The sequence below is a fragment of the Neorhizobium galegae genome (assembly GCF_017877055.1).
GTDB lineage: Bacteria > Pseudomonadota > Alphaproteobacteria > Rhizobiales > Rhizobiaceae > Neorhizobium > Neorhizobium galegae_D.
Genome location: NZ_JAGIPG010000001.1, coordinates 951,598 through 974,690 on the forward strand (window position 1 = coordinate 951,598; position 23,093 = coordinate 974,690).

The 23,093-nt window shown below is 61.7% G+C and carries 20 protein-coding genes and 1 pseudogene; 11 read left to right on the forward strand and 10 right to left on the reverse strand.

Annotated features, from left to right (window positions below):
* The first annotated feature begins 33 nt into the window (after positions 1–33).
* The 6 genes and pseudogenes from J2857_RS04385 (at position 34) to J2857_RS04410 (ending at position 7,014) form a co-directional block, all read left to right on the forward strand.
* Entirely contained in the window at positions 34–405 is a 372-nt protein-coding gene (locus J2857_RS04385) for a response regulator transcription factor (RefSeq protein WP_046602038.1), read from the forward strand.
* Positions 406–467: 62 nt separating this feature from the next.
* On the forward strand, positions 468–770 hold the full coding sequence (locus tag J2857_RS04390; RefSeq protein ID WP_210008799.1) for a UBP-type zinc finger domain-containing protein: 303 nt from the start codon (positions 468–470) through the stop codon (positions 768–770).
* A gap of 14 nt (positions 771–784) precedes the next feature.
* Positions 785–2,454 (forward strand): annotated as a pseudogene (locus tag J2857_RS04395) (FAD-dependent oxidoreductase).
* 563 nt (positions 2,455–3,017) lie between these two features.
* Positions 3,018–4,304 carry a cytochrome c gene (locus J2857_RS04400; RefSeq protein WP_210008800.1) on the forward strand — a complete coding sequence of 429 codons (1,287 nt, stop codon included), beginning with the start codon at positions 3,018–3,020 and terminating at the stop codon, positions 4,302–4,304.
* Positions 4,301–4,774 (forward strand): (2Fe-2S)-binding protein, encoded by a 474-nt coding sequence (locus J2857_RS04405; RefSeq protein ID WP_210008801.1) that lies wholly within the window; start codon positions 4,301–4,303, stop codon positions 4,772–4,774. Before J2857_RS04400 ends, J2857_RS04405 begins: the two co-directional genes overlap by 4 nt.
* Positions 4,771–7,014, forward strand: coding sequence for a molybdopterin cofactor-binding domain-containing protein (locus tag J2857_RS04410; protein WP_210008802.1), 2,244 nt, complete (start codon positions 4,771–4,773; stop codon positions 7,012–7,014). The genes J2857_RS04405 and J2857_RS04410 overlap by 4 nt, the downstream gene beginning before the upstream one ends.
* Positions 7,015–7,370: 356 nt before the next feature.
* Here the strand turns inward: J2857_RS04410 and J2857_RS04415 are convergent, their stop codons facing one another.
* Entirely contained in the window at positions 7,371–8,213 is an 843-nt protein-coding gene (locus J2857_RS04415) for an alpha/beta fold hydrolase (RefSeq protein ID WP_210008803.1), read from the reverse strand.
* Between the two features lie 490 nt (positions 8,214–8,703).
* On the opposite strand from J2857_RS04415, the gene J2857_RS04420 reads away from it, so the two are divergent.
* Positions 8,704–9,099, forward strand: a complete 396-nt coding sequence (locus tag J2857_RS04420) for a hypothetical protein (RefSeq protein ID WP_210008804.1) — start codon at positions 8,704–8,706, stop codon at positions 9,097–9,099.
* A 457-nt stretch (positions 9,100–9,556) separates the two neighbouring features.
* Here the strand turns inward: J2857_RS04420 and J2857_RS04425 are convergent, their stop codons facing one another.
* Both J2857_RS04425 and J2857_RS04430 read right to left on the reverse strand, forming a co-directional pair.
* On the reverse strand, positions 9,557–10,906 hold the full coding sequence (locus tag J2857_RS04425) for a GAF domain-containing protein (protein ID WP_245363009.1): 1,350 nt from the start codon (positions 10,904–10,906) through the stop codon (positions 9,557–9,559).
* On the reverse strand, positions 10,903–11,373 hold the full coding sequence (locus tag J2857_RS04430) for a pyridoxamine 5'-phosphate oxidase family protein (RefSeq protein WP_210008805.1): 471 nt from the start codon (positions 11,371–11,373) through the stop codon (positions 10,903–10,905). Before J2857_RS04430 ends, J2857_RS04425 begins: the two co-directional genes overlap by 4 nt.
* A gap of 135 nt (positions 11,374–11,508) precedes the next feature.
* Here J2857_RS04430 and J2857_RS04435 point away from each other — a divergent pair, with 135 nt between their 5' ends.
* Positions 11,509–13,050 carry a flavin-containing monooxygenase gene (locus tag J2857_RS04435; RefSeq protein WP_210008806.1) on the forward strand — a complete coding sequence of 514 codons (1,542 nt, stop codon included), beginning with the start codon at positions 11,509–11,511 and terminating at the stop codon, positions 13,048–13,050.
* A 47-nt stretch (positions 13,051–13,097) separates the two neighbouring features.
* Complete coding sequence (locus J2857_RS04440; protein ID WP_245363010.1) at positions 13,098–13,715, forward strand: YceI family protein; 618 nt, start codon at positions 13,098–13,100, stop codon at positions 13,713–13,715.
* A gap of 904 nt (positions 13,716–14,619) precedes the next feature.
* Here J2857_RS04440 and J2857_RS04445 read toward each other — a convergent pair.
* From J2857_RS04445 to puuD, 4 genes are all read right to left on the reverse strand, one after another.
* A complete protein-coding gene (locus tag J2857_RS04445) occupies positions 14,620–15,765 on the reverse strand; it encodes an alpha-hydroxy acid oxidase (protein ID WP_210008808.1) in 1,146 nt (381 codons plus the stop codon).
* A gap of 170 nt (positions 15,766–15,935) precedes the next feature.
* Complete coding sequence (locus tag J2857_RS04450) at positions 15,936–16,136, reverse strand: YegP family protein (RefSeq protein ID WP_210008809.1); 201 nt, start codon at positions 16,134–16,136, stop codon at positions 15,936–15,938.
* Between the two features lie 164 nt (positions 16,137–16,300).
* The gene (guaD, locus tag J2857_RS04455) at positions 16,301–17,617 is read right to left on the reverse strand and encodes a guanine deaminase (protein WP_210008810.1); all 1,317 of its coding nucleotides are present in this window, start codon (positions 17,615–17,617) and stop codon (positions 16,301–16,303) included.
* The gene (gene puuD, locus J2857_RS04460) at positions 17,614–18,840 is read right to left on the reverse strand and encodes a urate hydroxylase PuuD (protein WP_210008811.1); all 1,227 of its coding nucleotides are present in this window, start codon (positions 18,838–18,840) and stop codon (positions 17,614–17,616) included. Before puuD ends, guaD begins: the two co-directional genes overlap by 4 nt.
* A gap of 300 nt (positions 18,841–19,140) precedes the next feature.
* Between puuD and J2857_RS04465 the strand changes: the two genes are divergently transcribed.
* Positions 19,141–19,500, forward strand: a complete 360-nt coding sequence (locus tag J2857_RS04465; RefSeq protein ID WP_210008812.1) for a hypothetical protein — start codon at positions 19,141–19,143, stop codon at positions 19,498–19,500.
* Between the two features lie 75 nt (positions 19,501–19,575).
* On the opposite strand, the gene J2857_RS04470 is transcribed toward J2857_RS04465, so the two are convergent.
* Positions 19,576–20,472, reverse strand: coding sequence for a LysR substrate-binding domain-containing protein (locus J2857_RS04470; protein WP_245363011.1), 897 nt, complete (start codon positions 20,470–20,472; stop codon positions 19,576–19,578).
* Positions 20,473–20,588: 116 nt separating this feature from the next.
* Here J2857_RS04470 and J2857_RS04475 point away from each other — a divergent pair, with 116 nt between their 5' ends.
* On the forward strand, positions 20,589–20,816 hold the full coding sequence (locus J2857_RS04475; RefSeq protein WP_210008814.1) for a hypothetical protein: 228 nt from the start codon (positions 20,589–20,591) through the stop codon (positions 20,814–20,816).
* 50 nt (positions 20,817–20,866) lie between these two features.
* On the opposite strand, the gene J2857_RS04480 is transcribed toward J2857_RS04475, so the two are convergent.
* Together J2857_RS04480 and xdhC are read right to left on the reverse strand one after the other, a co-directional pair.
* Positions 20,867–21,796: a LysR substrate-binding domain-containing protein gene (locus tag J2857_RS04480; RefSeq protein WP_210008815.1), complete on the reverse strand. Its 930-nt coding sequence runs from the start codon at positions 21,794–21,796 to the stop codon at positions 20,867–20,869.
* A 317-nt stretch (positions 21,797–22,113) separates the two neighbouring features.
* Positions 22,114–22,947, reverse strand: coding sequence for a xanthine dehydrogenase accessory protein XdhC (gene xdhC / locus J2857_RS04485; RefSeq protein WP_210008816.1), 834 nt, complete (start codon positions 22,945–22,947; stop codon positions 22,114–22,116).
* Between the last annotated feature and the right edge of the window lie 146 nt (positions 22,948–23,093).

A 23,093-nucleotide genomic window follows, 5' to 3' on the forward strand; every position in this document is an offset into this window, starting at 1 on the left:
AGAACTACAAAATAAACAGATTAGGCCGTTCCAGTGTCTTTTGTCCCCACCATCGCAATCGTCGACGATGACCAAGCCATGCGCGAGGCGCTGGACGACATGGTCAAGTCATGCGGTTACGAGAGCCGCTTGTTCTCCTCTGCCGAAGAATTCCTGTCCCTGGAGCAACGCGACTCAATCGTTTGCATGCTTCTGGACGTGAAGATGCCCGGTCTGTCCGGGCTGGAACTCCAAGCCTTGCTTAACACGGAGCCACCGAAGCCGCCCATCATCTTCATGACCTCCTATCACGACGAGCGGACCCGCTCCGCCGCGATGGAGGGAGGAGCATTGGCGTTTCTCGGCAAGCCCGTCGAATTCGACTGCCTTATTGCCGCTCTCGAGAAGGCGCTAGGCAAGGGTTGAGAACTACTTCCCGTCGAAAACGGAAAGTCGATCCAAGATACTTTTGATGATGGAGAACGAGCATGAGCGATTGCAGCCACGGAGCCACAATCCGGTCAGTCACTCCCAGGACGATCGGTTGCGAGGAATGTCTGGAAGAGGGCCAGGCGTGGTTCCATCTGCGGATCTGCCGTGAATGCGGCCATGTCGGCTGCTGCGATCAATCGATCGGCAAACACGCGACGGCGCATTTCCACCAGACCGGGCATCCCATCATCGAAGGCTACGATCCTCCGGAAGGATGGGGGTGGTGCTACGTAGACGAGGTTTTCGTCGAATTACCGGATCAGACGCCGCAGCGCGGCCCCATCCCGCGCTACTATTGAAGATTGGAAAAACGATGGGCACCGCTGGCTCGCGTGACTACCAGATGTTCCCGGCCCTCGATCCGCACCAGATGGCGGCCGCGAGGCGTTTCGCTGATGGAGCCTCGCGCCACTTCGAACCGGGGGAGACCATCTTCGATATCGGCGAAAAGCACACTCCCGCATGGCTGGTGCTTGACGGATCGATCGACGTGTTCCGCCATGACGGCCTGACGGGCGAGGTCCCGGTGACGGCCCACACTATCGGGCAGTTCTCAGGGGAAGTCAGCCAGCTTTCCGGCCGCCCGTCGCTTGCGGGCGGGCGGGCCGGAACGAACGGGTGCATGGCCGTCTCATTCGATGCCCCCCATCTCAGAGCTCTGATCATCGGTTCGGCGGATATCGGCGAGATCGTGATGCGCGCCTTCATCCTTCGCCGTGTCGCACTGATCGACGAGGGCGGCGCTGGTTCGGTGCTGATCGGGAGACCGGGCAGCCCGAACCTAGTCCGGCTTCAAGGTTTCCTGGCGCGAAGCGGATATCCGTATGTCGTCCTTGACGCCACTGCCGATGGCGAGGGCCGTGAGCTGATCGATCGCCTGGGAATCCTGTCCGACGAGCTACCCCTGATGGTGTGCCCCGGCGGAACCGTGTTGAAGGATCCGACCGACAGCGAGGCCGCCGTCTGCCTGGGGGTCACGCCTGATCTCGTGCCCGGTACGATCTATGACGTGGCAATCGTCGGCGCAGGTCCCGCAGGTCTCGCCACCGCCGTCTATGCCGCCTCCGAGGGGCTGAGGGTCCTGACGATCGACGAGCGGTCCGCTGGCGGCCAGGCTGGAGCGTCGGCCCGGATCGAAAACTACCTGGGCTTTCCGGCCGGAATATCGGGGCAGGCCCTTGCAGGGCGCGCTTTCAATCAGGCGTTGAAATTCGGGGCGGAAATCGCTTTCCCGATCCAGGTGCTCGATCTCTCCTGCGCTCCACAGTCAGGACAAGGGAACGCGATCCTGAAGCTCAGGCTGGATGGAGAACGAAGCGTTGAGGCACGCACAGTGGTGATCGCATCCGGCGCGCGATATCGCCGCCCGCCCATCGCGAATATCTCCATCTTCGAAGGTGCCGGCGTCTCCTATTGGGCCTCCCCGATCGAAGCGAAGCTCTGCGAGGGCGAAGAGGTCGTCCTTGTCGGAGGTGGGAATTCGGCCGGGCAGGCGATCGTCTTCCTCGCTCCAAGGGTCCGGCAGCTCCATGTCGTCGTCCGCAGGGCACTCGGGGAAACGATGTCGAGCTATCTGATCGAGCGTATCGCCGCACTTCCCAACGTCGAGATCCACGTCGACAGCGAGATCGTCGAGTTGGAAGGCGACCGCGCAACCGGTCTTACCGGGGCCGTCGTGCGCAGTCGCTCATCCGGAAACGAGCGTCGGTTTGCAGTCCGACATCTTTTCTTGTTCATCGGTGCGGATCCGAACACGGCATGGATTCGTTCCCAGGTGGACGTCGACGACAAGGGATTCGTACTGACGGGCGAGCCCGTTCCGGGAGGCCGCTCGGTGCTGCCGCTCGAGACCAACATCCCCAACGTGTTCGCGTCGGCGACGCAAGGTCGGGATCGACCAAGCGTGTGGCTGCCGCGGTCGGCGAAGGCGCGGCTGTCGTGTCTCAGATCCACGAATGTCTCCGACGGTCGACTGGCAATTAGAAGACAGCAGGCTGCCTCTGTCTTTCGAGGTGTGTTCTAGCGCACCTGCAAGCAGCCGCGCCGATCTGATGATGCCATACTCCCTCTCGTCCGCGTTGTCGGGAGGGCAGGAAGGCCGTAATCAACAGGACCCTTCAGGACGGCTCTTCGCCACGGGCGCGATGAGGCGTTCAAGGCGCAGTGTTCTGGTCCAGCAGTATGCTCCATCCGCGTTGATCGTGGTGACGCCGCTTGGCGGCGAAGAAGTCGATGAAGGCTCTGACCCTTGGAGGAATGCTGACGGTTGGGAAGGTAGACCACGTAGATCTCGCCGATCCTCTGCGATGGGCGTGTGACGTAGCCGTCCCGTGATGCCGTCGACCGAACGGTCATATACCAAGGTCTAGGAAGACCAAACTCATAGTCGGATTCCGGACGGATCCTGGTCGGCTAAAAATCGGCAATCGATTTCTAGCTGAGGAATGAATGCGTCTGAAACGCTCCTGATCACGGCCGCCGATAGATGTTTCGCGGGATCTGACAAGGGATGTCGCCGGCATTCGCAAACAGAGGGACTTTCACGAATGGGCGCAACTAATCGGAAACTGCTGGCAGGCGCCACCCTTTTCGGTCTCGCGACGGTCGTTGGCCTCGGAATTGCTGGGTGGATCGTCTATGAGCCGGAAATTCCAAGGATCAAGCCGCCGGATCGCGCCTCGCTCTCGCCTGCACTGATCCGGAGAGGCGAGCAGTTGGCCGCCGTCGGGGACTGCATCGTCTGTCACACCGCGGACAATGGGCCTGCGCTTGCGGGTTCGAGAGCCCTGGCCACGCCATTCGGAACCCTCTATTCCAACAATATCACCCCGGACCCCGACAGCGGGATTGGCAATTGGTCGGCAGATGCTTTCAGAAGAGCGATGAAGCAGGGTGTCGCTCGCGACGGGAGCCATCTCTATCCGGCGCTTCCGTACGAACACTTTTCGCGCGTCACCGACGATGATCTCGATGCCGTCTACGCATTCCTGATGAGCCGGGACCCTGTGAAGAAGACTGCCCCGCCGAACGAGCTCATGCCGGGACTAGGCTTTCGACCGCTGCTTGCAGGATGGAAACTACTCTTCTTGCGAACCGCCGCGACGGCTTCCAATCCATCCGAGAGTCCGGAATGGAACCGGGGCAGATACCTCGTCGACGGGTTGGCCCATTGCGGCGGCTGCCATGCGCCGCGAAACATCCTTGGCGGCGAGGAATGGGGCAAGCACTTCGCTGGAGGCGTGGCCGAAGGGTGGAACGCGCCTCCTTTGGACGCAAGCAATGTTTCGTCCGAGCGGTGGAACACCGAAACGCTCTACGAATATCTGAAGACGGGCACAGCACGCGGGCACAGCTCGGCAGCAGGCCCCATGGGGCCGGTTACGGAAGGTCTTTCCAGACTGAACGATGACGACGTCCGTTCGATCGCTACCTACATCGATTCCACTATGCATGCCGGCACCGTAACTCGTCCCGCCGGCCGGCGGGTCGCTGGCGACGCCGTTCAGTCACATCCCGCAACCTCCACCTTGTTCGAAGGCGCATGCGGTGGCTGTCACGAGCCAGCCGCACCTATGGCATCGAGAGGGCGGCCCCTGCTTTCGGATACCTCGGACGTGAACGCGCCGGACCCGCGGAACGCCATTCAGGCAGTGCTGCAGGGCATCAAGGATCCGACCAGCGACGCTCCATTCATGCCGCCCTTTACTGACAATCTCACCGACGAACAGGTCGCGGACCTCCTGGCCTACGCAAGGTCGCGGTTCACGTCCCAGTCGCCTTGGCCGCACCTTGCGAACACGGTTCGCGATATCCGGAAAGAGAACGCAAGATGACCATATCCATCACAGTCAATGGCGCGAAGCACGAGATCGGAAGTGATCCTGATACGCCGCTGCTCTACGTGCTTCGGGATGACCTGGAACTGAACGGTGCAAAATTCGGATGCGGGCTCGGACAATGCGGTGCCTGCACGGTGCACATAGACGGGAAGGCGGTCTTTTCCTGTATCACCCCGGTCGGGGCTATCGGTGACAGATCGATCAGGACCCTGGAAGGTCTCGGCTCGGTTGATGCGCCTGGAATTGTGCAGAAGGCCTTTCAGGATGAGCAGGCGGCACAGTGCGGATACTGCATAGCCGGCATGATCATGCGCGCGCAGGCTCTCCTCGAAAAAATCCCGGATCCGACCGACGAACAGATCCGGGAGCACATGCAGCCCAATCTCTGCCGCTGCGGAACCCATGCGCGGATACTTCATGCGGTCCGGCGTGCCAGCGATGTAATGGCCGGAGTGATCAGATGAACCCGATCACGAGACGTTCCTTCCTCGCAGCCAGCGGCATTGCAGTGGCATTCGCCATGACGAGACCGGCTCGCGCCCAGCTTGCCGGCGGCGGCGAGGGAGGGGCCGAGCCTGTGGCTCTCGCTCCCGCTCTTCCGGGCAGCCTGAAATCATCCCCCTACCTCGATTCCTGGATCCTGCTCGATCAGAGCGGAAGGGCCACCGTCTTTTCTGGGAAGGCCGAACTCGGCCAGGGCATCAGGACGGCCCTGACGCAGGTGGCGGCCGAGGAACTCGACCTACCCCCAGCGGACGTCGATCTCGTCACTGTCGACACCCTGCGCACGCCTGACGAAGGGCTGACGGCTGGTAGCCACTCGATGCAGGACAGTGGCACCGCGATCCGGAATGCAGCGGCGAACGTCCGGATGCTCCTGCTCAGACAGGCGGCCGCGATCCTCATGGTCGGGGAAGGCGACGTGACTTCGATGGGCGATGGGACCATCAGAGCCAGCGATGGCCGCCGCATCGGATACGGCGAAACCGCATCAGCCCTGTCTATGCGTGTCGAGGCCGTACCCGACGCGCCGCTTCGCCGGAAGAGCCAGTTCCGGACAATGGGCACCAATCTTCCACGGCTGGACATCCCGGCGAAAACCACGGGCGGAGCCGCTTTCATTCACGACATGCGGCTGCCCGGAATGCTGCATGCGAGAGTCGTCAGGGGACCGAGCGAAGGAACGAGGCTGGCGTTGCCACCGGACAGCGAGATCGAGGCCATGGACGGTGTCGTGAAGTTCGTGCGGAACGGAAACTTCGCGGCGGTGGTGGCAGAACGTGAATGGAACGCCGTAAAGCTCATGCGGAGGCTCCAGGCCTCGCCCTACGAGCTTGCGAGATCGCCGTTCCCGACGGGTGGGGTCGCCGAGACGCTGAAGGCGCTGCCTGCAAGGGACATCGTCATTCTGGATGCCAGCAAGCCGACTGCGGATCCCAGGCGCTCGGTCAGGAAGAGCTTCACCAGGCATTGGATAAGTCATGGTTCGATTGGTCCGTCGTGCGCTCTGGCCTGGCTGCAGGATGACCTTCTGACGATCTGGACCCACAGCCAGGGCACGTTCGATGTCCGGCGCGTCGCCGCGGATCTCCTGAAGCGCCCCATCGAGACTATCCGCGCGATCCATGTCGAGGGAGCAGGCTGCTATGGCCAGAACGGTGCCGACGATGTCGCTGCCGAGGCTGCCCTGATCGCCGCATCTCTGCCGGGTCGACCCGTGCGACTGCAATGGATGCGGGAGCAGGAGTTCGGCTGGGAACCGCTAGGCCCCGGAATGGCGACCGAGGTGGATGCTGCCCTCGATGGCGACAACCGGATCGTCAGATGGAACTACGATGTGTGGAGCAATCCCCACAACAATCGCCCCGTGGGGGCGGGCGGCGTCCTGGTAGGGAACGAGGTCGTCCCTTCGTTTCCGGTGCCGGAAGGCAAGCCCATTCCGATGCCCGAAGGCGATGGCAGCCGCAATTCCAACCCTCTGTACGACCTGCCAAACATGAATGTCGTCTATCATTTCATCAAGGACATGCCGATCCGGGTTTCCGCGCTGCGATCACTGGGCGCCCACCTTAATGTCTTCTCGATAGAGAGCATGTTTGACGAACTTGCTCTGACGGCGGGAATCGACCCGCTCGACCTTCGACTGAACCACATGGCGGATGACCGCGCGCGACAGGTTATGCTGACCGCGGCCGACGCCTTCGGCTGGAGGAAGCGCAAGAAGGCGGCACAATTGCAGGGATTCGGGATGGGGTTCGCGCGTTACAAGAACCTCGGCGCTTACTGCGCAATCTTCATGGAGGTCCGCATAGAGCGGGACACGGGGCGGGTCATCGTCCGAAGGGTCCAGGCGGCCGTGGATTGCGGCGAGGTCGTTTCGCCCAACGGTATCGAAAACCAGGTCGAAGGGGCCATCATACAATCCTTGAGCTGGTGTACTCGCGAAGCCGCAGCAACCGATGGAACTCTGAGAAAAAACTTCGACTGGAGCACTTATCCAATTCTCCGCTTCCGCGATGTCCCTGAACATATCGATGTCATAGTGGAAGACCAGCCGGGGAAGCCGTTCCTGGGAGTAGCCGAGTGCGGCCAGGGACCAGCCTCGGCAGCGCTCGCCAATGCTCTCGCCGACGCGACCGGCGTCCGGTTCACCGATATGCCGATCACTGCAGAGGTGGTTAGATCTGCAATTGTCACGCTCTGACTTCGATCCTCGGGCACGGTAGGCCAGCTTCCGGTCTTGTCCTGCCGCACGGGGTGCGGAGCTTGGACCGGGACAGGAGAAACCGCGGTGAGCAGACGGCGCCGCCGGGGGGCAAGCACACTCGCGCGGTGAGCATCCGAAGCCTCGACTTCGGCGGCGGAATGTGGCTCGTCCAGCAACATCCCGATCGCACCTCTAAAGACAGGCGAACTGGGGTGAGGGACCAGACATCCTCCCATACCTAAAATCCTCACCGGACTGACCTCAGGCATGCAACGACGGCGAAGGACGGCTGGCAAGAGCCAGCCGTCCTGTAACAGAGAACAAAATCCAGTCAGGGTGAGCGAGGCTGCCGCTCATTCCTTGACGAATGCGAGCAGGTCCGGATTGATGACATCCGCATGCGTGGTGAGCATGCCGTGAGGATAGCCCGGATAGACCTTCAGCGTGCCGTTCTTGACGAGCTTGACCGACAGCCGGCCGGCATCGTCGATCGGCACGATCTGATCGTCGTCGCCATGCATGACGAGAACCGGAACGGTGATGTTCTTCAGGTCTTCGGTCTGGTCTGTTTCGGAAAACGCCTTGATGCCTTCATAATGGGCCTTGGCGCCACCGATCATGCCCTGACGCCACCAATTCTGGATGACACCCTGGGAAACCTTCGCACCTGGACGGTTGAAGCCGTAAAACGGACCGGTCGGCAGGTCGAGGTAGAACTGGGCGCGGTTGTCGGCGAGCGCCTTGCGCAAGCCGTCGAACACCTCGATCGGCAGGCCGCCGGGATTGCTCGCGGTCTTCACCATGATCGGCGGAACGGCGGAAACCAGAACGGCCTTGGCGACGCGGCCCTGCGGCTGGCCGAACTTGGCGACGTAGCGGGCAACTTCGCCGCCACCGGTCGAATGACCGATATGGACGGCATTATTGAGGTTCAGGTGCTCGTAGACGGCTGAGGCGTCGGCTGCGTAATGGTCCATGTCATGGCCTTCGCTCACCTGCTGCGAGCGGCCGTGGCCACGGCGGTCATGGGCGACGACGCGGTAGCCGCTGGCAAGGAAAAACAGCATCTGGTTGTCCCAGTCGTCCGACGACAGCGGCCAGCCGTGATGGAAGACAATCGGCTGGGCATCCTTTGGACCCCAGTCCTTGTAGAAGATATCGACGCCGTCCTTGGTCCTGATGAAAGATTGGGTCATTTACCTGTTTCCAGTTCCTGGTTGCTGTGAGTGTTGCGTCGCGGCGAAGGCCGGTGACGTTTGCAGCGAGATTGCTGCTGCCAGCGCGGCGCCCGTGCGTAGCGCGTCGCGTCGTGAGAGCTTCAGATCGGAATTCGCGGTCTGCATGGTGGCCTATCTCTCCGTCATCCGAGGTTGGTCATTCAGTGCCGTCGGTGGCCCTAATGAAGGACGCGAAACCCTCACTGGGCTCCGCCGCTCGTTCTCGGCTGCTGACGTGAAGAGACTACGGCAGCGTAGCAGCGCCCGCACCTATACCTAGGATCAGGATAGATAGGCTGTTCGGGTGGCGTGCAAGGGACCTCCGTATTGAGCATCACGATGAATGTTGAGGCGGGCTGAGCGCTACGAGAGGGGACGGAGATCTTGCCGATATGGATGCCATCGTCGACCAATTGACAGATGAGCCTCTACCGCTCCACCTTCTTCCGCGATAACTGGAGATGACGACGTGGATCCCGGGATAATCAAGCGCGTTCAAGAGAGCAGCGGCGCAAGTCAGCAGGCGATTGCCGACGGCCTCGTGGAAACGATCGTCGATGCCAGCGGTGATCCTCTGACCGTGAGGAAGGCGAGAGACGAGCTAAGCGCAGTTCTCAGAATGGCTCGAAGTGGCGTTCCGCAGATCATCGGCAATCTGGAGAAGCCTGATGACCTGGCGGTTGTGATCTCCGTCAAGGATCTTGCCGAACTCGTTACCGCCGCGCGACATCAGGAAACCTTCGGTGAGGCGCTCGATGCGGTCGGGTTCAAGCCGTACACGGGCGGCCGCATCGTTGTCGGTCAGCGTCGCAAACGCGGGCACCTGCGGCGAAGCGGTGATGCCGTGAGCGGAAAAGAGGTTTGAGTCCGGATGCGTCGCGGAATACATTCCGGCAAACCTTCGGCGGCTGCGACATCCAGATCAATTTATGACATTCTCGGCGATCGGTGTCGCCCGTCTGCGATGTTGATCATGTTCGCACCGAGCCCGGATGGCTTCGCGAAGATGTACCGAAGCTGGCATGCTGAATCCACACGAGATCGCAAGCATCCGGCCGTTTCATGGCTGGGGGCTGTCAGATTTCGGGAGCGACGTCAGCCCCGATATCCCGTCTTCTCAAGCGCTCGAGTCTCCGGAGCGCTTCGGTGAGCGGCCAGCCGCCAGGGCGGCGGCATGGACCAGTCTGGCTTCACATTCGAGTATCATGCGATTGTAGAAGGGTTCGATTGCTTCCTCGACCGTCAGGATATCTCGCCACGTTTTGAAGGTTGTGTAGCGTGTGGGCCTGGCGGAGCGACAAGCTGCGAACCCTCTAAGCCCTTTATGCGAGGTCCTTGCTGAGCAATAGTCGGCCTTCCACGAAAAGGCCTATCCGGCCGCGGCCCAGGCGGGTCAGCCGGATCGGCAGCCGCTTTTCGTCCAGCCGCCGGCGGAGCAGCAACAGCCGCGTTTCCAGGTTATCCTTGAAGTCGGGCAGTTTCAGCACAGCGTCGAGCCGAATTTCGCGGTTGGTGAATTCCAGACGGCCGCTTTGCTGGTGCTGTTCCAGCATCGAGGCAAGCAGCCTGCCGGCCACTCCCTTGATGACATAATCGCCATTGATGAAAACGCTGTCATCGAAGCGATGATGGACAACTTGAACTGTCTTTTCGGATGCCGGCGATTGGATCCGGACTAAGCCCTGCGGCTCGGCTTCGAGCGAAAGTTTTTCGCTCAGTGCCAATGCCATGGCCGTCTGCCTTGCAATCACCGAAAGTGCCGCCTCGTCCTCGCCGGTGAAGGCGATGCGGTCGCGGCTTTCGAGGAAGAGGACGCCCCGCACCAAGCCTGCGGCGATCAGCGGCACGGCGATCTGGCTCATCGCGTCCGGCATGCCGGGGAGCGGGATCGCCCGCGTGCGGTTCTCGTCGGCGGAAGAATCGCGCACGGCCGCGCCGAAGCGGCGGATGCGGCTCATGTCGCTCAGCTTGACGAGGCGCGCGCCGGCGGCGGCCGCGCCGATCACACCTTCATCGACAGGAATTTCGGAGCCGATGCCGGACGGGACATAGCCCATGCTGCCGATGGCAACGAGTTGGTTGCGCTCTCCATCAAGCTGCAGCAACAAGCCGTGTGCGAAACCGAACTCCGTGCGCAGGCCCTCCAGCATGGCATCGATGATGCCGTCTGCGTCGGTTTCTGCGGCGATAGCCTCGGCAATCCTGGCAGCGCCTATCAGCCGGTTTCGTTTTGACCGAGGGAGTTCGGCGGTCTGGACCTGGGAGGGGATCGCCTCAATGCTCACGACCCGGAAGACATCGAGATTGCGCAGCTTCATGATGCCCGCCATGCCGACCTGGGCGCTGCTGGCGTCGATCTGCAGCGCGATGTGCTCGAACAGCGGGCCCGCCTCCAGGGAGTGAGCAAAGACCAGTTCCAGCCGGTATTGCGCAGAATTGCGGGCATCCACCAGAAGCAGCATCGCATGCGGGTTCAGGCGGATGTTGGCGGCGGTCTTGGCGAAGAACTGGTTGGAGAGTGCCACGTGCCGATCGTCGACCACGGCGACATGCGAGAGATAGGAAATGTTCGGCAGCCCGTCGGCATCCGCCGTTGAAATAATTGATGGGATCACGCCTTCAAAACAGGCTTCGAGATCAGCCAGGGTCAGCCCGATTGACGTTGGCGTCATGGGGTTGTGCTCCAGATACGGTTCCCGGCGCGCGAGCCGGGCGTCTGGACGAAGACCGAGGCGACGCGCATCGTGATCAGCATCGGATCGCGGTTGGAAAGAACCGGCATGATCAGTTCCGGTAGCATACCAAGTCTCATCTGCGTCGAAACGATCGCAACGATATATTGGGAAGAGCGCTCCACCTCGTGCGGCTCTGCGGGTCGTATGGTGGCCTGTCCCTTCAGTTGATAGGAGACGTAGTCCGATGGCCGGGCGAACGTAACGGCAATTTTTCCGTTTTCGCGCAGATTGGCGACGGTCTCGGGCCATTGCCAGGCTGAGGTCACGAGGTCGATCGTATCGCCGCCGTAGGACGCCCAGGCGCCCACGGCCCGGCCGATCTCCGGCTGGCGGGCAGCGTTCGAGCTGCCGATGATCTGCATCACCGGGCTTTCTATGAAGCCTGCGATTTCGTCCCCGAACATCGAGCGTCCCCCTTGGACAGGTTCATAGCGCAGTTAGGCAGGTTTTAGGATTCCCCCCGCGCGACTTAATGAGCTTTTAGGAAACGACATTCGCGGAACGGGCTAAAGCGCTCCCATCGAACAAGGAACAAGCCGATGTCCACCCAGAACCATCTCACAATGCCTGAAAACGCCGTCGCTGTGATCGGCGCCGGTCCAGCCGGCCTCGTCGCCGCGCGCTTCCTCATCGCCCGCGGGTTGGTACCCGTCATTTTCGAGGCCTCGTCCCGCCTGGGTGGCCAATGGAATTCCACCTCGGCCTCCAGCGCCATCTGGCCCGGCATGCGCACCAACACCAGCCGCGTGATGACCGCCTTTTCCGATCTCGACCACGCCTCCGGAAGCGCCGCCTATCTGCGGCAGGAAGAGATGCTCGATTATCTGGAACGATATGCCTTCACCTTTGGCCTGCTGCCGCATCTGAGACTGAAGACGCGGGTCGAGCGGCTGGAGCGGGCTGGCAATGGCTGGTTGATCCGTTCGACCGAAGACGGGCAGGAGCGTTCCGAAGTCTTCCAGCGGGTGATCATCGCAACTGGACGCCAGAACGTGCCCGACCTGCCGGCAGTACCAGGACTCGATGGCTTTGCCGGAGCTCTCGGCGCCGCCCACACCGCCCAGTATAACGGCCCGGAGCGTTATCGCGGGCGCAAGGTGCTTGTGGCCGGCTGCTCGATCAGTGCGCTGGAGATTGCCTCCGACATCGCGCTCGGCGGTGCGGCGCAGGTGATCTCCGCCAACCGCCGGCAGCGCTACATCCTGCCGAAAATCATCGCCGGCGTGCCGACGGATCACGTGATGTTCAATCGGGCCGCCGTGCTGATGGAAAGCGTGTTGCCGCCGGGCATGCTGGCCGAAGGTCTGACCATGAAGGTTCTGAAGGTGGCCGGTTCCCCGGACCAGTTCGGCGCACGGAGGCCGGAGGGCAACGCCTTTGTGGCGGGCATCTCGCAGTCGCAGGGTTTTCTGCCGGCGGTGGCGGAGGGGCGCATTGCGGTGAAGCCCTGGATCGAGCGGATCGACGGTCATACCGCCTGGTTCCGCGACGGGACGAGCGCCAATGTGGACGCCATCCTGTTCGGCACAGGTTACCGCCTGTCGATGCCCTGGCTTTCGGAGGATATCGTCCGGACGATCCGTCTCGACGGTTATGGTGCCGATCTTCACGATCACACCTTCCACCCGGACCTGCCGGGGCTCGCCTTCCTCGGCCTGTTCGATCTGGTCGGACCGGCCTTCCCGGTTCTTGAATTGCAGGCGCGCTGGGTTGCCCAGTGCTTCGGAAGCAAACAGCCACTTCCGACCCAGACAGCGATGCATGCCGGGATTGACCGCTGCCGCGCCACGCGCTCGGGTCCGCTCAGCCTGCCGATGCATGTGGCGGCGCTCACCTTCGCCCGCAACGCCGGCGTGGAGCCGGACCTGACGATCTGGTCGGACCTTGAGCGGGCGCTGCTGTTCGGACCGCTCTCACCGATCTCCTTCCGCCTGCAAGGGCCGGACGCGCTGCCACATGCGCCTGCGAAGACGGAGGCTGCCGCAGCCGCCTTCGGGGCGATCACGACCGGCGACTTCACGGCCGAGGAGGAGGGCATCCGCCAGCTCCTCAAACTGCTTCCGGTTCCGACGGCGGCTTGAACACTTCAACCGTTGATTCACGTGATTCAACAAGAAGGGCTATGCTTATGAAATACCTGTATCTTCTCGCGCTGTCGGCGCTGCTCGGCACGCCTGCCTTTCCAGAGAGCAAGCAGGCACCTGCTCCTTCGGGGACCTACGGGTCCGACCCTGCCCATTCGAGCGTTACCTGGAAAGTCGGTCATTTCGGGCTGTCGAACTACACGGCCCGGTTCACCAAGATGAGCGCCGAGCTCCTCTGGAATGCGGAGAACCCGGCGGCTTCAAAGGTGTCGGCGAGTATCGATCCGACCTCGGTACGCACCGATTTCCCGTTTCCCCACGTGGAGGATTTCGACAAGAAGATCGGTAGCGACGTGAACTTTCTGGCGGCGCAGCCGATCAGCTTTGTATCCACCGAGGTCAAAGTGACGGCCGAGAACCAAGGGCAGGTGACCGGCAACCTCACCTTTCGCGGCCAGACCCGTCCCGCGACACTCGACGTGACGTTCAATGGCTCAATGGCCGAACACCCGATGGATAAGGTGCCAAAGCTCGGCTTCTCCGCTATTGCCAGGATCAAACGCAGTGAATGGGGCCTCAGCCTTCATGTGCCGGTGGTCAGCGACGAGGTGACGATCCTGATCGAGACTGAACTCGCACCGAGGAAGAAGGCGACGAACTGAGTGAAGGAAGGCTCGATGCCATCGGGTTCAAGCCGTACACGGGCGGTCGCATCGTTGTCGGTCATCCGGAGATGCTCATGCCCGCTTCGATCCTCCCGAAATCGCAGTTCCCTCAGATTGAGTGCCGGTACCCATCGCCGGACTTCCACAGGGTTTTCGACTAGAACGAAGGGCGGTTCCAGCGCGGGAGTATCGGTTAGGCTTCAAGGGAGAATGGCAGCGAATTGTCGACGTAGAGGGGGCTCTCGCACTCGCGCATCAGCTCGACTCCGAGAGCCGAAATGAAGGCGACCCATCTTCTGGAGCCAAGGCACTCTCGCCCGGAATGGAAAGGTATCCTTTCGCAGCGATCGGGATAGCGATGCACTGTTCCGGCGAGTTCCTCGTTGCTTCGTTTGTGAACGATGAACCTCCCGTCTACGGCCGATTGGAGGAATTTCGCGACCTTTTAGATCACTGTGGGGCTCGTAATATCCCGGAGAACTGCGTTGAATTGATTTGGGATTTGTCCGCCATCAACTTCGGGCTACTCCTCGATCTTAACGCTACGAATCCCTGGGGCCTATTCTACGATCGTGGATTTCGAATCCGCGGTTTTGCAGATGACCTGAGTTTTCTTGCCGACTTCATCTCCACGCCTGAGTTTCGCAGATCACGCGAGGTACTCACGACAGAGGCCCCGGCGTTTCACTCATAGAACAAGGCGGAGAGGTGTCGTCCTGGCTTCCGAGATAGTTGCTCCCCGATCGGGTTGAAGACCGTCTGTACGCGGGTGGAGCTCCAGAGCTGCTTCGTTCCAGGCTCTGGAAATCACGGGTTTTGAACTCAGTGACTCTTTTTAGGGGGCAATGTGCCCCCTAAAGTTGGGAAAGGTGACTCGTCACCGCAGGCTTCTCAGTCATCATCAGAACGGCATGTTGGCGAGGATATTGCGGTCGATCTGCTGGATATCGCGCTTGCCGCACAGCGCCATGGTGATGTCGAGTTCCTTGCGGATGATCTCGAGCGTCGTGGTGACGCCTTCCTTGCCCATGGCGCCAAGGCCGTAGAGGAAGGGCCGGCCGATATGGGTTCCCCGCGCGCCGAGCGCCACCGCCTTCAGCACGTCCTGGCCGGAGCGGATGCCGCCATCCACATGCACTTCGATCCGGTCACCGACCGCTTCGACGATCCTCGGCAGCATGCTGATCGAGGAGGGAGCACCGTCGAGCTGGCGGCCGCCATGGTTGGAGACGATGATCGCGTCGGCGCCGGTGTCGGCGGCGGCGCGCGCATCCTCTTCGTCGAGTATGCCCTTGATGATCATCTTGCCGCCCCAGAGATCCTTGATCCAGCGGATGTCATCCCAGGAAAGCCGCGGATCGAACTGCTCGGCGGTCCACGCGCCGAGCGAGGAGAGGTCGGAAACATTGCTCGCATGGCCGACGATATTACCGAAACCGCGGTGCCTGGTCCCCAGCATTTCCAGGCACCATCTCGGGCGCGTCACGAGCTGCAGGGCCGCATTGAGCGTCGGCTTCGGGGGGGCGGCGAGGCCGTTGCGCAGATCCTTGTGGCGCTGGCCGAGGACCTGCAGGTCGGCGGTGACGACCAGCGCCGAGCATTTCGCCGCCTTGGCGCGGCCGATCAGTCGTTCGACGAAGCCGCGGTCCTTCATCACGTAGAGCTGAAACCAGAAAGGTTTGGTCGTCACCGAGGCGACGTCCTCGATCGAGCAGATGCTCATGGTCGACAGCGTGAAGGGCACGCCGAATTCTTCCGCTGCCTTGGCGGCCAGCATTTCGCCGTCGGCATGCTGCATGCCGGCCATGCCGGTCGGCGCCAGCGCCACGGGCATCGCCACCTTCTCGCCGACCATCGTGGTTTCGAGCGTCCGGTTGGTCATGTCGACCAGAACCCGCTGGCGCAGCTTGATCCTGGAATAGTCCTCCTCGTTCGCCCGATAGGTCCCTTCGGTCCAGGCGCCGCTGTCGGCATAGTCGAAGAACATCCTTGGCACCCGACGGCGGGCCAGGATTTTCAGGTCTGCGATGGTCAGCGGTTTGGACATCAGTGAGGTTTCTTTCGAAGGCGGGGATACAAGACGGGCAAGGAATTAGCACAGATTTTCGGCGCCGGTCATCGAAAATGATCAGGTTTTCAGCCGCACCGTTCATGCTTTCGTCGGGAGCGACCGGCGCAATATTGAGGGTTGCAGACCCGTGCTCGATACCGCAGGCTTCAGGCCGCTTGTTCGACGATTTTCGAGTGAGAGACACTCTCTTGGAGCAGCCTGATGGCATTGATCGCATCGGATTTCGTATCGAACGTTTCCGAATAAAGGATAATTTTGCCCTCTCCCGTCAAAAGGCGAAATGCAAAGCGGCCTGCCTTATTTTTGAAGACCTGAAAGACAAGCTGGTTTTCAAGCGGCCCTGCCAAAGCCTCTTGTTGCTCCTTTTCGAAAGCGGCCAGTGCTTCCGGACTGGGAGCCAGACGTCAATTGCATCTTTGACCGCAGGATAGTCCCGTCGCCCTGATAAGCTCTCCGTAAATCTTATGAGGGTCCGGCGGGCAATGATCCTCATGGTTATGACGTGCTCATATCACTCACCCGCCAATCCACCCTTCATCGCCTTGCCTGCCACATAGGTCTCGACCACGGTGCGGTCGTCGCCCATGGTCTGTAGCAGGAACAGTTCTTCCAGCAGCGTCTTCACCGTTTCCATCCGCAGCCGCATGGCCGGTGTCGATGCCGCGTTCAGCACCACGAGGTCGGCGGCGGTGCCGGGTTCCAGCGTGCCGATTTCGTCCGCCATCGACAGTGCCTCGGCATTGCCTCTGGTCATCAGGTAGAAGCTTTCGAGCGGGTTCAGGCGCTCGCCGAGGAGCTGCTGGATCTTGTAGGCCTCGTCCATGGTGCGCAGCATCGAATAGCTGGAGCCGCCGCCGATATCGGTGGCGACTGCCACCCGCACCGGTTTTTCTCGCCGCATCAGCGATTTCATCGGGAACAGGCCGGAGCCCAGGAAGAGGTTGGAGGTCGGGCAGTGGACGGCGACGGCGCCCGCTTCCGAAAGCGCATCCGCCTCGCGCTCCGAAAGATGGATCGCATGGCCGAGCAGCGTCTTTTTTCCGAGCAGTCCGTAATGGGCGTAGATGTCCGTATAGTCCGTCGCCTCCGGATAGAGCTCCATGGTGTAGCGGATCTCGTCGTGGTTCTCGGAGAGATGCGTCTGGATATGCAGGTCGGGAAACTCCTGCGCCAGCGCCTGGGCCGCCTTCATCTGTCCGGGCGTCGAGGTGATCGCGAAGCGCGGTGTGATGGCGACATGGTTGCGGCCTCTGCCGTGCCAGTCGGCGATCACGGCGCGCGTCTCGTCATAACTCATTTCGGGCGTATCGAGCAGGCCCTGCGGCGCGTTGCGGTCCATCATCACCTTGCCGCCGACCATGCACATGCCGCGCGTCAGGGCTTCGGCAAAGAAGGCGTCGGCCGAGGTCTTGTGCACGGAGCAGTAGGCGGCCGCGGTCGTGGTGCCGTGGCGCAGCAGCTCGTCGTAGAAATGCGTGGCGATGCGGGCGGCGTGCTCGCTTTCGACGAACCGGCATTCCTCAGGAAAGGTATAGGTGTTCAGCCATTCGAGCAGATCGGCGGCATAGGAGGCGATCACCTGCATCTGCGGGAAATGCAGGTGCATGTCGATGAAGCCGGGCAGGATCAGATGCGGCCGGTGGTCGACTTCCTCGACGCCCTCGGGCGCGATCGCCTTGACCGTTCCATAGCTGCCGGCAACCGAAATCCTGTCCCCGACGATCAGCAGCGCGCCGTCGCTCTCATAGGCGTAGCTATCCGTGTCGGTCAGCGAGTGCGGAGCGCGCTTGAAGGAGAGTAGCCGTCCGCGGATCAGCTTCTGGGTCATTGGGATATCGCGCTTTCGTACCATGCCGCCAGCAGCTTGCGCTCTTCCGGGGAGATGGCTGTGACATTACCCGGCGGCATGGCATGGCTGCGGCCGGCCTGGATATAGATTTCCCGCGCATGCGCGGCGATTTCGGCGTCCGTCTCCAGTTTGACGGATTTCGGGGTAAAATTGACACCCTCGTAAACGGGTTCAGCCGCATGACACATGGAACAGCGCGCCTGCACGACGTCCTTCGCTGCGCCGAAATGGCTGTTGGCGGCGAATTTCTGGGCGATGGGGGTCATCGAGGTCTCCGTCTCGCCGGTCAGTACTTTCGGCACGGTCGAGAGCCACATGATGACGATGAACAGCAGCACCGTTACCAGCCAGGTCCAGGTGGGTCGGCCCTTGCGGGCATGGGTGGTGTTGAACCAGTGTCTGATCGTCACGCCCATCAGGAAGACGAGTGCGGCGATCACCCAGTTGAAAGCGGTCGCAAACGCCAGCGGATAGTGGTTCGACAGCATGAAGAAGATGACGGGCAGCGTCAGGTAGTTGTTGTGGAGCGAACGCTGCTTGGCGACCATGCCGTATTTCGGATCCGGCGTGCGCCCGGCGATCAGGTCCGCCACCACGATCTTCTGGTTGGGAATGATGATGAAGAAGACGTTGGCCGACATGATCGTCGCGGTAAAGGCGCCCAGATGCAGGAAGGCGGCGCGTCCGGAAAACACCTGCGTATAACCCCAGGCCATGGCGATCAGCACCAGGAAGAGCAGCGCCATCAGGCCCCAGGTGTTCTTGCCCAGCGGCGATTTGCAGAGCAGGTCGTAGATGATCCAGCCGATCGACAGCGAGGCGAGCGACAGGCCGATCGCCTGCCAGGGGGCGAGATCCATCACCGTCCGGTCGATCAGGAACAAGTCGGCGCCGCCGTAATAGACGATGCACAGCATCAGGAAGCCGGAAATCCAGGAGAAATAGCTCTCGTACTTGAACCAGGTCAGGTGTTGCGGCATTTCGGCCGGTGCCACGAGGTATTTCTGCACGTGGTAAAAGCCGCCGCCATGCACCTGCCATTCCTCGCCGTAAACACCGGCAGGCAGGTTGGGGCGCTTGGTCAGCCCGAGGTCCAGCGCGATGAAATAGAAGGACGAGCCAATCCAGGCGATCCCGGTAATGACATGGAACCAGCGAGCGGCGAAACTCAGCCACTCCCAGGCGACGGCATATTCGTACATTCGGTCTTCCCCTTTTTGCCCCCCGACTCGTCACTTTGGGGAAAAAAACCGGCCAAGGGAAGAGGGGGCCCCGGAACACTTTTTGCTCGGTAAGGGAACCGGGATCGTTGACTTGGAGTTCCCTCGCGATCCTCTGGATTGCAAATAGTAGGAGGCGCTTACTTGTGCATCGCAATAAATGAGGGTTAGTCCGCTCATGCGACTCACGTAGTGTGACAGTTGTAAGTCAGCCGGCGAAAGCCTGGTAATGCGTGCGGTTCGAGCCGGTGGTGGGGGCATTCATCAACGGAGACTAAGCTCATGCGTGGTATTCTGACAGGTGTGATGATTGCATACGCGTCCTTTGTCCAGGTCGGTTCGGCCGGTGCCCACGAGGCGCACAGTGCAACCGGGGTGACCTGGAAATATGACGGTTTCTGCTGCAACGGCGACAACCATACCGGCGACTGTCAGATGATCTCGACCAGGAACGTCAAGATCATCGACGGCGGCTACGAGATCATCTTAGGGCCGGGTGACCACCGGCTGATCACTCGCCCGCACGATTTCAAACTGCCGCAGAGCCAGGCGAGGCGGAGCCAGGATGAGGAATACCACCTCTGCCTCTATCCGACGGAAGATACGCTGCGCTGTTTCTACGCGCCGGACATGAGCTATTAGGCTCGGCAAAGCAGCCAGATGCGGAATGTTCAGGCGGTTTTCCGTCCAGCAAAGCGGCGGATAGAAAACTGACTGCTAGTCCCGGAACGTCGGCATGGTTTTCCGCATGAAATCGCGGAAGGCACGGATTTTCTTGGAATTCCGGCGCGCCTCCGGATAGACGAGCCAATAGTCGCTTCCGTCATAGCCGAGAATGTCGAAAGGCTGGACCAGCCGCCCCAGCGCGACGTCGTCCGTATAAAATTCCGGCTGCAGGATTCCCACCCCCTGGCCGGCGATCGCAGCGGCCGCCTCGAAGGCTTGCGCACCCATCCTGCTCACCGGGCGGCCGGTGAGGTCGGCATCGGGCAGGCCGGCTGCGGCAAACCAGAACGGCCACCATGGATCGCCGGCGTCGATGATCCTGAGCTTCAGGATATCGTCCGGCGTCTTCACCCCACCGATCGTGGCGGCCAGATCCGGGCTCAGCATCGGCGTGAAATGATTGCGCATCAGAAAATGCCGGCGCAGGCCCGGCCATTCGCCTTTGCCGCTGCGGATCGCGATATCGGCCTCTGCGCGCGAAAAATCGATCATCTCCTGCGACGTCTCAAGCCGCACTGCAATGCCCGGATTTTCGAGCTGGAAGGTGCCGAGATGGCGCGCCAGCCAGCGCGCGGCGAAAGTCGCCGTCGAATGGATGATCAGCGTGCCCTCCGATGCGTCGTGCATGGTGGAGAGCGCATCGTCCATGATCGCGAAAGCCTCGGTAATTTTTGGCGCCAGCCGCTCACCGGCCTCGGTCAGCGAAACCTGGCGCGGCCGGCGCAGGAAAAGCTGTTCGCCGATCATGTCCTCCAGCAGCTTGATCTGGTAGCTGACCGCGGTCTGGGTGAGCCCGAGTTCCTTGCCGGCCTTGGTGAAACTCATCAGCCGGGCGGCGCATTCGAACACCCGAAGCGCATTCAGCGGGAACTGTTTCGACATCTTCATGGATAAGTTCTCTTGATCCATACAGACGGTAATTCGATTGGATTACCGTGACTTCGCGGCGCAATCTACCTCCACAATCATCAAATGAAAACGGGGTATCCCGTTGGAGGCAAGAGATGTTTTCGATCCTCAACCGGCCATTCGAGCAGTTCATGCCGAAGCTCGGCATAGCCAATGCCATCCGCCGCCGGCTGGCGGTCCGCCGCAACAGTCTTGATCTGGAAGAGATGCCGCAATCCTGGCAACGCGACCTCGGCCTGCTCGATGGCCGCGACAAGCGCGGGCCGCAGGACGAGGGCGCGTTCCGTGCAGCAAGGCTTCTCTATTCGCAGCGGAACCTTTGAAGTGCGCAGCGGCCCCGGGCAGCTTGCTCGACGATCAGCTTGCCCGGCCTTTAAGCGACCGCCCCGGTCAGGTTTTTGCCTATGGTCGCGAGGTCATGGGCAAGGGCCGACTGGATCCATGCCGTGAACGCCTTGATCTTGGCGGTGTTTCGCCGTGCCGGCTGGTAACCGAGCCAGTAGGCCTGGCCGTCGCCGAGGCAGAGGTCGAAGGGCTGGACGAGCCGCCCCGATGCCAGGTCGTCCCGAAAGAAAAACGGGCTCAGCATCGCGACGCCGTCGCCGGCAATCGCGGCCTTGGCTTCAAGGTCGAGCGCGCCAAGTGCGTTGAGACCCGTATGCCGGATCGTGCTGGGGTCGATGCCGGCGGCGTCGAACCATTCGCGCCACCAACCCCTCGTATTGGAAATCCAGGGCAGCTTCAGAAGGTCCGTCAGCTGCCTGATGCCGCCGACGGTTTCGGCGAGATGCGGCGCCAGCATCGGCGAATAGTCCAGTCGCAGAAGCGGATGGCAGACCAGCCCCTCCAGCGGTTCCGCGCCGATGTGGATGGTGATGTCGGGCCATGTGCGCTGCTGTCCGCCGAGGTCCATCTGGCGCAACAGGCGCACCGCGATCTGCGGATATTCGGCCTGGAAGGCCCCGAGGCGCGGCGAGAGCCATTGGGCCGCGAAAGTGGGCGGCGAGTGGATTTCCAGCGTTTCCTCGACACCGTGCCGCGTCGATTGCACCGCTTCGGTCAGCAGGGTGAAAGCCTCCGCCACCTTGGGGAGCAGTTTTTCGCCGGTTTCGGTGAGTTTCAGCGCCCGTGGGCGGCGAAGGAAAACGGTCTCGCCGAGAAATTCCTCCAAGAGCTTGATCTGGTAGGTCACCGCCGTCTGGGTCATGCCGAGCTCTTCCGCGGCGCGGGTAAAATTTTCCAGGCGTGCGACGGCCTCGAAGACCCGAAGTGCATTCAGCGGAAACCGGCGTGATAATTTCATCGATAAGTTCTCTTGATGGCGACCGACTGTATTTGAATTGGAATTTCCCGGCAATCGGCCTCATTCATGGTCGCAACCAATCAAGCCCTTCTTGTCGATGTGGAGCAACCATGCTGTCCGCAAACGCCCACGCCTTGCCTTTGAAATCCTCCCGCCCGGTCCTGGCGTGGCGGCAGTTTCGCCGGTTTTTTCGGCGACTGCTGCAGCCCGCCGGGATGCGCGTCCCGGCGCTGCCGGACGATCTGCGTTGCGATACCGCGCTGCCGCCGGCCGGCCCCAGGAGCCGCGAGGCGGCATTCTGGGAGGGAAACCGGCGCTCAGGTGGTCGGGACCTGCCGCTTTGAGGGCTGCTCCTGCCGGGCGGCGTAGATCTCCAGCAATTCGGCGGCCACCAGCGCCGCGATGACGGCCGGGCGCTTGTCCCTGACCGCCGTTCCGCCGATCGGCAGCACGAGGCGGGGCAGCAATTCATCGCCGCCGCCCTCGCGCTTCAGCCAGTTGGCGAAGGTGGCGCGCTTGGTCCGCGAGCCGATCATGCCGACATAGGCAAGGTCGGTGCGTGCCAGGGCGCGCTGGGCGATCAGGAAATCCAGCGCATGGTCGTGGGTGAGGATGATCGCCGCGCCGCCGGCCGGTATTTTTTCGACGAAGGCTTCCGGCATCGCGGTCAGGTGTTTTTGCGTTTCGGCCGGCAGGTCTTCCAGTGCCTCGGCGCGGGTCTCGACGACAGTCACCGCGAAGGGCAGGGGAACCAGCGCCCGTGCCAGCGCCTGGCCGACGTGACCCGATCCGAACAGCGTCACCGCCGGCCGGTCGTCCTCTTCGTCGCGCAGGCGCCTTTCCAGCATCTCGGCGAGCTCCGGCGTCAGCGGCCGGAAAGCGAGCCGGGTATGGCCGCCGCAGCACTGGCCGATCTCCGGGCCGAGCGGAATGTTCATGACCGCCTCGCCACCGCCCGACAGCATCGCCCGGGCGTTGTCGATCGCCATATATTCGAACTGCCCCCCGCCGATCGTCCCCCAGATCGCCGTGGTCGCGACCAGCATGAAGGTGCCGGCTTCGCGGGGGGTCGAGCCTTTCGCTTCGCGGAGTTCGATGAGGATGGATTTTGAATGAGCGGTGATGAACGCAGGAAGAGTGAGGTCGCGCACTAGATACCCCCCTCTGTCCTGCCGGACATCTCCCCCTCAAGGGGGGAGATCGGCAAGACGCGCTGTTTCGCCCAGCCATCAGCCTTACCGGTGATGTAAGCCCGTCCGACCGAGAGGGAGCGAGACATGGCCATATCCGATCTCCC

Bases quoted from the DNA above. Each gene is read 5' to 3' on its own strand.
- puuD (WP_210008811.1), bottom strand. From the start codon at position 18,840: ATGTACGAATATGCCGTCGCCTGGGAGTGGCTGAGTTTCGCCGCTCGC.
- J2857_RS04475 (WP_210008814.1), top strand. From the start codon at position 20,589: ATGTTTTCGATCCTCAACCGGCCATTCGAGCAGTTCATGCCGAAGCTC.
- J2857_RS04465 (WP_210008812.1), top strand. From the start codon at position 19,141: ATGCGTGGTATTCTGACAGGTGTGATGATTGCATACGCGTCCTTTGTC.
- J2857_RS04430 (WP_210008805.1), bottom strand. From the start codon at position 11,373: ATGTTCGGGGACGAAATCGCAGGCTTCATAGAAAGCCCGGTGATGCAG.
- J2857_RS04400 (WP_210008800.1), top strand. From the start codon at position 3,018: ATGGGCGCAACTAATCGGAAACTGCTGGCAGGCGCCACCCTTTTCGGT.
- J2857_RS04415 (WP_210008803.1), bottom strand. From the start codon at position 8,213: ATGACCCAATCTTTCATCAGGACCAAGGACGGCGTCGATATCTTCTAC.
- J2857_RS04480 (WP_210008815.1), bottom strand. From the start codon at position 21,796: ATGAAATTATCACGCCGGTTTCCGCTGAATGCACTTCGGGTCTTCGAG.
- J2857_RS04390 (WP_210008799.1), top strand. From the start codon at position 468: ATGAGCGATTGCAGCCACGGAGCCACAATCCGGTCAGTCACTCCCAGG.
- J2857_RS04470 (WP_245363011.1), bottom strand. From the start codon at position 20,472: ATGAAGATGTCGAAACAGTTCCCGCTGAATGCGCTTCGGGTGTTCGAA.
- guaD (WP_210008810.1), bottom strand. From the start codon at position 17,617: ATGACCCAGAAGCTGATCCGCGGACGGCTACTCTCCTTCAAGCGCGCT.
- J2857_RS04425 (WP_245363009.1), bottom strand. From the start codon at position 10,906: ATGACGCCAACGTCAATCGGGCTGACCCTGGCTGATCTCGAAGCCTGT.
- J2857_RS04405 (WP_210008801.1), top strand. From the start codon at position 4,301: ATGACCATATCCATCACAGTCAATGGCGCGAAGCACGAGATCGGAAGT.
- J2857_RS04445 (WP_210008808.1), bottom strand. From the start codon at position 15,765: ATGTCCAAACCGCTGACCATCGCAGACCTGAAAATCCTGGCCCGCCGT.
- J2857_RS04410 (WP_210008802.1), top strand. From the start codon at position 4,771: ATGAACCCGATCACGAGACGTTCCTTCCTCGCAGCCAGCGGCATTGCA.
- J2857_RS04435 (WP_210008806.1), top strand. From the start codon at position 11,509: ATGTCCACCCAGAACCATCTCACAATGCCTGAAAACGCCGTCGCTGTG.
- J2857_RS04440 (WP_245363010.1), top strand. From the start codon at position 13,098: ATGAAATACCTGTATCTTCTCGCGCTGTCGGCGCTGCTCGGCACGCCT.